The sequence below is a fragment of the Tissierella creatinophila DSM 6911 genome, assembly GCF_001940565.1.
GTDB classification, from domain to species: domain Bacteria; phylum Bacillota; class Clostridia; order Tissierellales; family Tissierellaceae; genus Tissierella_A; species Tissierella_A creatinophila.
The window spans coordinates 19,842-32,636 of the sequence record NZ_LTDM01000008.1; the positions used below are offsets into that span (position 1 = coordinate 19,842).

At 30.1% G+C, this 12,795-nt stretch carries 14 protein-coding genes; all 14 read right to left on the minus strand.

Annotated features, from left to right (window positions below; all coding sequences use genetic code 11):
* Positions 1–23: 23 nt before the first annotated feature.
* Complete coding sequence (locus tag TICRE_RS03010; RefSeq protein WP_143583033.1) at positions 24–992, minus strand: PhoH family protein; 969 nt, start codon at positions 990–992, stop codon at positions 24–26.
* 11 nt (positions 993–1,003) lie between these two features.
* Positions 1,004–2,191, minus strand: coding sequence for a sporulation protein YqfD (yqfD, locus tag TICRE_RS03015; RefSeq protein ID WP_075724992.1), 1,188 nt, complete (start codon positions 2,189–2,191; stop codon positions 1,004–1,006).
* Positions 2,192–2,201: 10 nt separating this feature from the next.
* Positions 2,202–2,480 carry a sporulation protein YqfC gene (gene yqfC, locus TICRE_RS03020; RefSeq protein WP_075724994.1) on the minus strand — a complete coding sequence of 93 codons (279 nt, stop codon included), beginning with the start codon at positions 2,478–2,480 and terminating at the stop codon, positions 2,202–2,204.
* A gap of 104 nt (positions 2,481–2,584) precedes the next feature.
* Positions 2,585–3,133 carry a hypothetical protein gene (locus TICRE_RS03025; protein WP_075724996.1) on the minus strand — a complete coding sequence of 183 codons (549 nt, stop codon included), beginning with the start codon at positions 3,131–3,133 and terminating at the stop codon, positions 2,585–2,587.
* Between the two features lie 11 nt (positions 3,134–3,144).
* Positions 3,145–4,137 (minus strand): flotillin-like protein FloA, encoded by a 993-nt coding sequence (gene floA / locus TICRE_RS03030; protein ID WP_075724998.1) that lies wholly within the window; start codon positions 4,135–4,137, stop codon positions 3,145–3,147.
* 1 nt (position 4,138) lies between these two features.
* Positions 4,139–5,422 carry an NfeD family protein gene (locus TICRE_RS03035; protein WP_075725000.1) on the minus strand — a complete coding sequence of 428 codons (1,284 nt, stop codon included), beginning with the start codon at positions 5,420–5,422 and terminating at the stop codon, positions 4,139–4,141.
* Positions 5,423–5,554: 132 nt separating this feature from the next.
* Positions 5,555–5,998 carry a GatB/YqeY domain-containing protein gene (locus tag TICRE_RS03040; protein WP_075725002.1) on the minus strand — a complete coding sequence of 148 codons (444 nt, stop codon included), beginning with the start codon at positions 5,996–5,998 and terminating at the stop codon, positions 5,555–5,557.
* 16 nt (positions 5,999–6,014) lie between these two features.
* Positions 6,015–6,197, minus strand: a complete 183-nt coding sequence (rpsU, locus tag TICRE_RS03045) for a 30S ribosomal protein S21 (RefSeq protein ID WP_075725004.1) — start codon at positions 6,195–6,197, stop codon at positions 6,015–6,017.
* 108 nt (positions 6,198–6,305) lie between these two features.
* The gene (locus TICRE_RS03050; RefSeq protein WP_075725006.1) at positions 6,306–6,647 is read right to left on the minus strand and encodes a histidine triad nucleotide-binding protein; all 342 of its coding nucleotides are present in this window, start codon (positions 6,645–6,647) and stop codon (positions 6,306–6,308) included.
* Between the two features lie 14 nt (positions 6,648–6,661).
* Positions 6,662–7,951, minus strand: a complete 1,290-nt coding sequence (mtaB, locus tag TICRE_RS03055) for a tRNA (N(6)-L-threonylcarbamoyladenosine(37)-C(2))-methylthiotransferase MtaB (protein ID WP_075725008.1) — start codon at positions 7,949–7,951, stop codon at positions 6,662–6,664.
* Positions 7,951–8,700 (minus strand): RsmE family RNA methyltransferase, encoded by a 750-nt coding sequence (locus TICRE_RS03060; RefSeq protein ID WP_075725010.1) that lies wholly within the window; start codon positions 8,698–8,700, stop codon positions 7,951–7,953. The genes mtaB and TICRE_RS03060 overlap by 1 nt, the downstream gene beginning before the upstream one ends.
* An 8-nt stretch (positions 8,701–8,708) precedes the next feature.
* Positions 8,709–9,626, minus strand: a complete 918-nt coding sequence (prmA, locus tag TICRE_RS03065) for a 50S ribosomal protein L11 methyltransferase (protein WP_075725012.1) — start codon at positions 9,624–9,626, stop codon at positions 8,709–8,711.
* A gap of 97 nt (positions 9,627–9,723) precedes the next feature.
* Positions 9,724–10,839, minus strand: coding sequence for a molecular chaperone DnaJ (gene dnaJ / locus TICRE_RS03070; protein WP_075725014.1), 1,116 nt, complete (start codon positions 10,837–10,839; stop codon positions 9,724–9,726).
* 118 nt (positions 10,840–10,957) lie between these two features.
* On the minus strand, positions 10,958–12,775 hold the full coding sequence (gene dnaK / locus TICRE_RS03075; RefSeq protein WP_075725016.1) for a molecular chaperone DnaK: 1,818 nt from the start codon (positions 12,773–12,775) through the stop codon (positions 10,958–10,960).
* Positions 12,776–12,795 lie beyond the last annotated feature (20 nt).

Below are 12,795 nucleotides of genomic sequence, written 5' to 3' on the forward strand. Positions count from 1 at the left end.
AAAATCATCCTTTTTCCTATAGTCTATTTATTCTTTTCAAACTCTTCATATGCCGTTACTATTTTTTGCACTAATGGATGCCTTACTATATCTGCTTTGGATAAATGAATCATATCTATTCCTTTTACATCACTTAATATATTTATAGCTGTTTTAAGGCCAGATTCTTTTCCACGCGGTAAATCTATTTGGGTTATATCTCCTGTTATAATAGCTTTTGAGCCAAAGCCAAGTCTAGTTAAAAACATTTTCATCTGTTCATTTGTTGTATTTTGTGCTTCATCCAGTATTACATATGAACTATCTAAGGTTCTACCTCTCATATATGCAAGTGGGGCTACTTCTATAAGTCCTTTTTCTAAATATTTAAGATAATGATCTGATCCCATTATATCAAACAATGCATCATATACAGGTCTTAAATATGGATCTACTTTTTCTTGAAGATCTCCTGGTAAAAACCCTAAATTTTCTCCTGCTTCTACCGCAGGTCTTGTAAGAATAATCCTATCTACTTCTTTATTTTTAAAAGCCTTTATAGCCATGGCCATAGCGAGATAAGTTTTTCCCGTACCAGCAGGTCCTATTCCAAATACAATATCCTTTTTCCTTATAGAATCTATATATCTTTTTTGACCTAAAGTCTTTGGCTTTAAAGTTTTTCCACTTGCTGTTACCATAATTATATCATTTAATAAGTCCTTAATCTTTCCATCTTCTCCTTTTAATACCAAATCTAAAGCATATAATAAATCATGCATATTTAGTTTTTTTTGTGATTTTATAATTTCTATCAAATCATATATAAGTCTTTCCCCTAAATCTACTTGCTTTTCTTTTCCTACTAGCTTTATTTTTCCTTCTCTTAAAAGTAAGTTGATATTTAATTTATCTTTTATTACATTAATATTTTCATCTAATCTACCAAATATTTCATTTATTATATTATTATTTTCAATTATAATTTCCTTTTCTATTTTCCCATTTTCCAAATTATAGCCTCCTATTTTTTTATAATTTTTACTTTGCCTATATCTTCTATAGTCTCTATAATAACTTTTGTGGTAAGTATATTATCTTTTATAGTAAATACTGCATTTTTAGAGATTATTTCACTTTTCTTGGCAAGCTCTTTATTTATATTTTCAATTGCTTTAATTTGAGACGACTTTTTGAGTGCATCTACATCACGTTTTACTTCTTCTACTTCTACTTCTTTATATATATATTCTACCCATTTAACAGGAATATCTATATTATTTAAACCCAATATAGATTTTTCTTCTATTTCCTGTATATAATCCTTATATGGAATATCACTTGAAAAAAATTTAACTCTTTTTTTCTTTAACTTTATCCCTCTTTGAGTAAATTTATTGCCAGTTTCTCTTTTTTCTTTTATTATTATGGGAGATTCTACAGTATCAGAATAAGTAGTATATGCTAAAACCTCTCCTTTAGCAGATACTAAGCCCGTTTCTTCTGTTATTTCACTATCTACAGTTCCAGAAATCAAAAGATCATTTTCTTTTACAATTTGACCCTTTTGAGCTATAGCTTTACCTTTTTTAGCTATTACTTTAAAAATTACTCCCTTTCTTTTTGCTACAATATTACTAGGATATTGATTATAATTATCTTCCATCGGCATATCTTCTTCTTTGATTTCTATAATAAGTTTAACACCTTTTTTCTTAACTTGTATATATGATATGTATTTAAATTCTTCAAGTATCTTTTTTTGTACACTGTCTTCATCTATGTTTTTCTTAAAATTACCTATTTTAATCCCATCTCTGTTTAACTCTTTTATTATTTCCTCATGAGGGATTTGTTGTAATCCTATTATATCTATCTTCCATATAATAGAGGATAATACTCCAAATAAAACAAAAAAAATAATTGCACCTATGCCTAGTGATTTTCTTTTCTTAAATCTGTCCAAGAAGAAGGGAAAACCCACTCTTTCCTTTATTTCAACCCTACATCCTACCTTATTGACTAGCTCTTCTAAATCATTATACCCTAAAATAGAAATAGAAGCTTCTATTTCTACATTATTTATTCTATCTACATTCCATAGATAAATATCGTTAACTAAACAAAGATTTAAAAGCCTTTCTAGGCTAAGTCCCTTAATTCTAATAATAACATATCCCTTTAAATAATTCCATATTTTTATAGCTAACATAAAATCCTCCTTAGCTCATTATTTCTATATTTTCAATATTTCCATCTATATTAATTTCTTCTATTAATATATTTTTTATCTCTAATGAATCACCCGTTATTTTTACTATCCCAATATTTGTATTTATTCTTATAATCTCTTTTTTGTATTCTATAATCCCCTTATGATTTGTAATATCAACCTTTAAATTACCAACCATTGTAATTTTAGGTAAATCTAATGCTATATCTAATGGCAATTCTAATGCATCTGTAATACCTTTTTTAACTTTATCAATATTTTTCTTCATAGAAATCCCTCCAATTATATATATGATAAAAAGCAAGTGACTATTACAAAAGAGTACCCTAAAGTTAAATTTATCAATTTACTTTAGGGTACTCTTTACTTAGTTTATTTATTTTTTAGACTTTTTGGTTTACCTAGAATTTCTGAAAAGATTATCCCATTTAAAATATCTTTTTTGAAAGTTGAAGCTTTAGGTGCTAGGTTAACTATTGTTTCATCACTTTTTCCATAATTTCTTACATCTAACACATCATATTCTTTTTTAGCACTTGGCTCTATTGAGTTTGGATCATAAAGACCTTGACTTTGCATATCTGTTTTTTTATATTTATAACTCTCTCTTATATCTTCATACCTTTTTTCTATATCTTTATAGAGATTTTCATATTTTTCTTCATCAAATTGATAATCTTCTATATAAGATTTATTTTCCTCAAATAAATTATCTCTTTCCTGACTTCTAGAAAGACTCGGTTTTCTTTGGAATTCTTCTTCTAATCTTGTTTGAGTTTGTTTAACTGTTTTAATATTCCCTATGTTTTTTAATTCCTGCATCTTTTTGTATCTTGCTTCTTGTATCTTCTTTTTATCTTTTATACTCTTTAAAAAAAGGTCTATCCCTATTATAAACGCAAAAAATATTAAGGATTTCATATTATCACATCCTATTTACCTTTTTTATCGTCATCAGTAATCTTGGAAATTGAGTTTCTCATATCCGTATCAGCTAATACGTTTTCCATATTATAATAGTCCATTACTCCAAGTTTTCCATCCCTTAAAGCAGTTGCAAGTGCTAGTGGAACTTCAGCTTCGGCTTCGACTACTTTAGATCTCATTGCCACAACTTCCGCCTTCATTTCTTGTTCTTTGGCTACTGCCATTGCTCTTCTTTCTTCAGCTTTTGCCTCAGCTATCCTCTTATCGGCTTCAGCTTGATCCATCTGTAACCTTGCCCCTATATTTCTCCCGATATCAACATCTGCTATATCAATTGATAGAATTTCAAATGCAGTTCCAGAGTCAAGACCCTTACTTAAAATAGTCTTTGATATACTATCTGGATTTTCCAATACATCTTTGTGGTTGTTAGAACTACCTACTGTAGTAACAATACCCTCTCCTACTCTTGCTATTATAGTTTCCTCTCCTGCACCTCCAACTAGCCTTTCAATATTAGCCCTAACTGTAACTCTAGCTTTAATTATTACCTCTATTCCATCTTTAGATACTGCAGCTATTTGGGGTGTTTCTATCACCTTTGGATTAACACTTACTTGTACCGCTTCTAACACATTTCTTCCTGCTAAATCTATTGCAGCAGCTCTATCAAAGTCTAGAGGTATCTCTGCCCTTTGTGCAGCTATAAGTGCATCTATTAGAGTATTTACATTTCCTCCAGCTAAATAATGTGCCTCTAGTTCATCAACATCTAAATCAAGTCCTGCTTTTGTAGCTTTTATCATTGGATTAACTATCCTACCTGGTGCTACTCTTCTAAGTCTCATTCCCATTAGAGTTAATATCTTAATCTTAACTCCTGAGAAAAAAGCTGTTATCCATAAGCCCACTGGAATAAATGTAAAGAATAACATAACTATAATTATAATCATTATAGCTAATACTATTGGCAAAATAACTGAACCTCCTTCTATCATATCAAATCCTCCTAACAAATATTTTTGATCCTTCAACCCTTATTACTTTAATAGATTCTCCTGAGTGAATAAATCCTTCATCAGATAATGCATCTAATCTTTCACCTTCTATATTTATAAACCCTGAGGGTCGAAGTTCCGTAACTGCTGTTCCTATCTTTTCTAAATATACATCTTTAGATCTAGAATTTATATAGATTTCTTGTTTTTTATTTTGTCCGGTTAATATAAACGCATCTAAAAGTTTACTTCTATAACCAAGTTTGACTAAAATTATAGTTACGATTGTAGTTATTATAATAGAGATACTCAATGAAAACAGTGCAATATTTAAAGAATCAGTAGCTAAAACTATCCCAACTAATACTAAGATTACACCACTTATACCTGGCAACCCAAACCCTGGAATTATAGCTTCTATCACAATAAGTATAAGCCCTGTGACAAATAGTGCAAGTGAGGTCCAGTTTGAGCTTCCGGCTAAAATATTTCCTGAGAAATATAGCCCAAAACCAAGTATACTCAAAGTTCCTCCTAATCCAAACCCTGGGGTTAAAAGTTCTATTATAAGTCCTACAAATGCGATAGTTAAAAGTAAACTACTAAGAGCTGGTGTTGCAATATATTTAGCAAGCTTTATTTGTAAACCTTCTTTGTATTCTTTTATATTGGCATTTTCAATGTCAAGCTTAGCCAATATATCCTCATAATCATTAGATATATGATCAGTTATTTCATATTTTAAAGCTTCTTTTGATGTGAGATTTACTAATTTCCCTTTTTTATTTAATCCTTCTACTTCTATATCTTTATCTGCCATAGCTTGAATTATTTTATCATTTCTACCTCTATATACAGCGGTATCTCTTAATACCGATCTCCAGAATGAAAGGTTTTTTTCTGTATTTGGAATTGTTTCTGCAGATCCAATAGTGGAATTTGTAGACATAACTACGTTTTCACTTGCTATAGTTATTAGAACCCCTGCTGAGATAGCTTTGTTATTTACAAAGGATATAGTTGGTATATTAGTAGAAATAATAGCATCTTTTATTTCTATAGCCTGATCTACCAAACCTCCATATGTGTTGATTTCAAATATTATAGCTTTTGGGCTATTTTTATTTGCATCTTTTATAGCATCTTTTACAAAATTTGCAGTAGCCTTGTTTATTTCTCCCTTTATAGGTACTACATATACATCATCACTATTATCTGCAATGCTAAGAGAACTAAAAACTAATAAAAGTATAAGTATTGGTAAAAAAATTCTTATCTTTTTCATAAATCCACCCCCATTATATTTATATTTTAAAAACATAAATAAATTCTATATAAAACATAAATAATGTATACTTATTATATTTACCCATCTTTAGTGATTTTAGTTACAAAAAAGCCTGGATTTAATCCCAGGCTAAGTTAATTTATTCTTTACTATTTTACTTACTATATTTCCATCTGTTCTGCCTTTTACTTTTGGCATAACACTTTTCATCATAAGTCCAATATCCTTCATAGAAGAAGCCCCTATTTCTGCAATAGTTTCTTCAACTATTAGTTCAACTTCTTCTTCTGTAAGTTGTTTAGGAAGATATTCTAAAAGAATGTCCATTTCTTTATTTGTCAAATCTATAAGATCTTGCCTATTTCCTTTTTCAAAGTCTTCAATTGCAAGCCTTTTTTCCTTTAATTGCTTAGAAATTATTTCCATAATCTCATCTTGTGATACTTCTCTTCTTTCATCAACTTCAATTTGCTTTATAGCAGCTCTTACCAATGTTATAGTATTTTTTCTAATGGTATCTTTGTTTTTCATGGAGGTTTTTAAATCTTCCATAAGTTTCTTTTCAAGGGACATATTTTCACCTTCTCAATTAGAATCTTTTACTTTTTTTCTTTTTAGCCGCTTCAGCTTTTAATTTTTTTCTAACACTTGGTTTTTCATAGTGTTCTCTTTTTCTTACTTCCCCTATTACTCCAGAGCGTGCACATTGTCTTTTAAATCTTTTTAAAGCACTATCTAGTGATTCACTTTCTCCTACTTTTATTTCTGACATGTTGATTTCCCTCCCCTCTACCCATTAGACTGTTGCCATACTATTAACTGGTAGAACTTTCATACTAATTCATTATACATTAAATCTAAATTTATTTCAAGAATCTTTTTAACCTGGTGGCCATAACATTTGTCTTCCACCTAATAAATGAAAATGAATGTGATCTACACTTTGACCACCATCTTCTTTGCAGTTGTTTACAATCCTATATCCTTTTTTAAGTCCCATATCTTTTGCAAGTTGACTTGCTATTGTAAATATCTTTCCAATTAAATATGAATTTTTTTCATCAATATCATCTGCAGAAGCAATATGAGTTTTAGGAATGATTAAAATATGAATTGGAGCTATTGGGTTTATATCAGAAAATGCCACAAATTCATCATCTTCATATAAAAACTCACTAGCTATTTCTCCATTTGCTATTTTACAAAATAGACAATCATCCATAATTTTCACCTCCTTTAATTTCCTACTAGTATCTCTCCATCTGTATCCACTATATTTATCTTCTTTATATCTCCTATTATATCATAATCAGAGTGAACTTTTGCTCTAATATAATTTGTAGTATAACCTTCTAATATATTTTCTTGTGAACTTTCTTCAAATAGCACCTCAAGACTTTGACCTATAAATTTACTATTAAATTTTTCTGTTAATTTTTCACCTAATTCTATAAGGCTTTTACTTCTTTCATTTTTAATAATTCCATTTATTTGAGTTTTAGATCTAGCCGCTGGCGTACCTTTTCTTGGAGAATATTTAAATACATGGATTTTTGAAAAGCCTATTTTTTTCACAAATTCTAATGTTTCATTAAACTCTTCTTCAGTTTCTTCTGGAAAACCCACTATTATATCTGTAGTTAACCCAGCATAGGGCATGAATTTTCTAATTAAACTAGTCTTTTCCTCAAATTCTTCTGAAGTATATTTTCTATTCATTCTCTTTAATACAGTATTTGAACCACTTTGAAGTGAAAGATGGAAATGATCACATACCTTTTTAGTTTTAACTATTCTTTCCATAAACTCTTTATCTATTAGATTTGGTTCTACTGAACTTAGCCTAATTCTCTCTATCCCATCTATCTGGGATATTTTTTCTATAACATCTATAAGAGCAAGATCTTTTAAATCCTTTCCATATGATGCAACATGAATACCCGTAAGGACTAGCTCTTTAAATCCTGCTTCAGAAAGAGTCTTCGCCTCTTCTATTATATCTTCTAAGTCTCTACTTCTTATAGGACCCCTAGCATATGGTATTATACAATATGAACAGTACTGATTACATCCATCTTGAATTTTTATATATGCACGAGTCTTAGAATTGATATTATCTATTTCAAGTTTTTCAAACTCCGTATTAGTGCTTATATCTTTTACTATATTAAATTTTTTATTTTCTTGTTTAGCCATTTCACATAAGTCTACTACTCTATTTCTTTCAGTAGTTCCCATTATAACATCTACAAACGGTAAATCTTCTATTTCTTCAGGTGAAACTTGAGCATAGCATCCTACTACTGCTATTATGGCTTCTTCATTTAGTTTTTTTACTCTTCTAATAAATTGCCTAGATTTTCTATCTGATAGATTTGTAACTGTACAAGTATTTATAATATATATATCTGCTACTTCAGTATCACTTACTATAGAATAATCTCTATCTTCAAACAACTTTTCCATAGCCCCAGTTTCATATTGATTTACTTTACAACCTAGAGTATGAAATGCTACTTTCTTCATCAAATCACTCCTAATCCAGAAAGTTCATATAATATAATTGTAGAAGCAACGAAACCCGCTGTTTCAGTTCGTAGTATCTTAGAACTGAGAGAAACAATGCTTCCTCCTACATCCTTTATAGTCTCTATTTCTTCTTTTTCAAACCCACCTTCTGGTCCTATAATTAAATTTATTTTTTTCTCATTTTTACCTTTTATTTCTTTTAAAACTTCACCGATAGAGATGTTTTTTTCATCTTCATATGGAACTATAATTATATTTTCTTCCTTTAATAATCCTATCATCTCTTTAAAATTTATTATGTCTTTAACCTCAGGTATATAAGTTCTCTTTGACTGTTTAGCAGCCTCCTGGGCTATAGCATTCCACCTATTAAGTCGATTTTTTTCTTTTTTTTCATCATTTATCTTAACTATTGTTCTATGGGTTGAAACAGCATAAAAATTTTTGATACCTATCTCTGTTCCCTTTTGAATTATTAAATCCATCTTGCTACCTTTAGCTAATCCTTGAAAAAGCGTTATCTCTATGTCTTCTTGGCAAGAAACTTTGGATTCTAATATATTTATAATTATAGAGTCATCTAAAATACTAGCTATCTCTCCTGCATAGAGCATTCCATCAGAAGATACTTCTAGTTTTTCCCCTACTTGCATTCTTAAAACATTTTTAATATGGTTAAAGTCTTTATCTTTTATAATTATTTTGTCTTGTTTAACATCATCTTTAATTGCAAAAAACCTATGCATCTTATCACCTAATTTTTAACGGATATTATAGATACCCATTCACCTTGTATTTTTATTTCTTCTATTTTGAAATCATTCTTATTTAAAGCTTCTAAAACCATATCTTTTTTATTCAATATTATACCAGATGATATAAATATACCACCATCAATTAAATAGTTTTTGATACTATCTGTCATATTAAGTATAATTTCTGCTATTATATTGGCTACTATTACATCAGCCTTACCTTTTATGACCTGTAACAAGTCTCCCTTTTTAACTTCTACTATATCTTCTAGATTGTTTTTTAATATGTTTTCTTTAGATATTTTTACGCATAGGGGATCTAAGTCTATAGCTACAACTTTTTTAGCTCCAAGTTTAGCACATACAATGCTTAAAATACCACTCCCACACCCTATGTCAAAAACAGTATCACCTTTTTTTATATATTTTTCTAATGCTTCGATACAAAGAGAAGTTGTCTCATGAGTTCCCGTACCAAATGCCATACCAGGGTCTATATCTATAATTATATCTTCTTTCTTTTCATCATACTCTTCCCAAGAAGGCTTTATAATTATATTATCACCTATTTTAAAAGGTTTAAAGTACTTTTTCCAATTGTTTAGATAATCTTCATCTTCTATTTCTGTAGTGCTTATGCTCCCTAATCCTTTTGCTTCGATGTTTTCTTTTAAAAAAGATAATATTGAATCTATATCTTCTTCCTTAGAAAAATAAGCTTTTATCTTTATCTTATCAAAATTTAGACCTTCTAAGTCTATCCCAAAAAAGTCCCACTCTTGTTTTCTCTGGGATAAATCTATTAAATCATTTGGATCTTCTATATCTAACGCATTTGCCCCTATGCTATAAAATATTCCTGCAACTATTTCTTCATTTTCATTAGATATAGTTGCATTTATCTCTAACCATTTCATCTATAACACTTCCTATTTTTGTATTCTATTTAATTATATCTTAAAGAAAGTTTATTTTCTAGTAAAAAAACTATTGCCTCAAAAGAGGTAATAGTTTTTATTTAAAAACATCTTTTACTTTGTCAAAAAATCCTTTTTTATGTTTATGAAGTTCTTCTCCCATACTCTTAGAAAACTCTAAAAGAAGCTCCTCTTGTTTTTCATTTATAGTCTTTGGAACTTGAACAACTACAGTAAAGTATAAATCTCCCTTTCCTCCACCTCTTAAGCTTGGTACTCCTTTGTTTTTTAGTTTAAACTCAGTACCAGTTTGAGTTCCTTTTGGAAGATCAAACTTTTCAATTCCTTCTAAAGTTGGTACTTCAATCTCTGAACCAAGAACTGCTTCTGGGAAAGTTATAGGTATCTCTACAAATATATTGTTTCTATCTCTTTTAAATATAGTATCTTCTTCTACATCTATATAAATATAAAGATCTCCCGGAGGTCCTCCTCTTTCTCCTGCTTCTCCTTCTCCTCTCATAGATATAACCGAATCACTATCTACTCCAGGTGGAATGTTTATGTTTATTTCTCTATTTTTATATTCTTTTCCTATTCCATCACATTTATCACATTTTTCTTCAAATAGCTCTCCAGTACCTTCACATGTATCGCAAGTAGCACTCCTTACAAACTGTCCAAATGGAGTTTGTTGAGCATATCTTACTTGACCCGACCCATTGCATCTACTACATGTTTTCTTATCTGTACCAGGCTTTGCACCGCTCCCATCACATGTACTACATGTTTCTTGTCTTCTTATATTAATAGTTTTTTTAGCTCCAAAGACTGCATCTTTTAAATCTATATTTAAACCATATCTTAAATCTTCACCTTGCACAGGACCTGATCTTCTACCCCTACTGCTTGAAAATCCTCCTCCAAAGATATCAGCGATATCTTCAAATATATCTCCAAAACCTCCAAATCCTCCAAAACCTTGTCCATTTGAATCTACTCCATCATGACCAAATCTATCATAGCGAGATCTTTTTTCTGAATCTCTAAGTATTTCATAGGCAGCTGTCGCTTCTTTAAACTTTTGCTCCGCTTCTTCATCATTTGGATTTAAATCAGGATGATATTTTTTAGCTATAATTCTATATGCTTTTTTTATCTCATCTTCACTAGCATCTTTTTCTAATCCTAATATTTCATAATAATCTCTCAAACAAAATTCCCCACTTTCTTAAAAGAACGATATGTAACATTAAAAATTCAAAGCTAAATCTTAAGATTTAGCTTTGAATTTTATTTGTTAATGATTTAATACTAATCTTTATCTAGTATTAGTCTTCATCTACTACTTCATAATCTCCCTCTACTACATCATCTTCAGGAGCACTTCCCTCTGGGCCAGCTTCGCCTGGATTTGCATTTTGATATAGTTTTTCTGAAATCTTATAAAATTCTTGATTTAGTTCCTCAGTTTTTGCTTTTATTTCTTCCATATTATCAGATTCTAATGTTTTTTTCAACTCTTCTAATTTAGATTCTACTTGAGATTTTTCATCTTCTGAAATCTTACCTTCTAAATCTTTTAATGTTTTTTCTGTTTGATAAACTAGTGTATCTGCTGTATTTCTAACTTCGATAGCTTCTTTTTTATTTTTATCTTCTTCTGCAAATCTTTCTGCTTCTTTTATTTTTTTATCTATTTCATCATCTGTTAGATTTGAAGAAGATGTTATAGTTATTCTTTGTTCTTTTCCTGTTCCTAAATCTTTAGCACTAACATTTACTATACCGTTGGCATCTATGTCAAAAGTAACCTCTATTTGAGGAACTCCTCTTGGAGCTGTTGGTATTCCAGTAAGTTGGAATCTACCTAGAGTAGTATTATCCCTTGCCATCTCTCTTTCACCTTGTAGTACATGAATGTCTACTGATGTTTGTTGATCAGCAGCTGTTGTAAATGTTTGAGATTTCTTAGTAGGAATGGTTGTATTTCTTTCAATTAATCTTGTAGTTACCCCTCCAAGTGTTTCAAGCCCTAATGAAAGAGGTGTAACATCTAATAATAATAAATCTTTTACTTCTCCACTTAAAACTCCACCTTGAATTGCAGCTCCTAATGCCACACACTCATCTGGGTTTATATCTTTTTGAGGTTCTTTTCCTATTAAGTTTTTAACTGCTGATTGAACTGCTGGTATTCTAGTAGATCCCCCTACTAACAATACTTTTTCTATATCTCCCGCTTTAAGATTAGCATCTTTAAGAGCAAGCTTCACAGGTTCCATAGTCTTGTCTACTAAATCTGAAGTAAGTTCTTCAAACTTTGCACGAGTTATATCCATATTTAAGTGAACAGGACCTGCTTGAGTTGCAGTTATAAATGGTAAGTTTATACTTGTAGACATAGTTGAAGATAATTCTTTTTTCGCTTTTTCTGCTGCTTCTTTTAATCTTTGAAGACTCATCTTATCTTTTGTAAGATTTACACCATTTTCTTTTTTAAATGAATCATTTATATAATTTATTAATTTATTGTCAAAATCGTCTCCTCCAAGAACATTGTTTCCTCTAGTAGAGAGTACTTCAAATACTCCATCTCCAAGTTCAAGTATAGAAACGTCAAAGGTTCCTCCACCTAAGTCAAACACCATTATCTTATGTTGGCCTTCTTGTTTATCCATTCCATAAGCAAGAGCTGCTGCTGTAGGCTCGTTTATAATTCTTTTTACTTCTAAACCTGCAATTTTTCCTGCATCTTTAGTAGCTTGCCTTTGGCTATCAGTAAAATAAGCTGGAACAGTTATTACTGCTTCTGTAATTTTTTCACCTAGATAACTTTCAGCATCTGCTTTTATCTTTTGAAGAATCATAGCGGATAATTCTGGTGGCGTATAATCTTTGCCATCTATGCTTATTTTATAATCTGTACCCATTTCTCTTTTTACAGATTGTATAGTTCTCTCTGGATTTGTTATAGCTTGTCTTTTTGCAGTTTCTCCTACTAATCTTTCACCATCTTTTGTAAAAGCAACAACTGATGGTGTAGTTCTATTTCCCTCAACATTAGGTATTATTGTAGCTTCTCCACCTTCCATTACAGCTACAGCAGAGTTAGTTGTACCTAAGTCAATTCCTATTATTTTTCCCATTTAATTTTCCTCCTAAATAA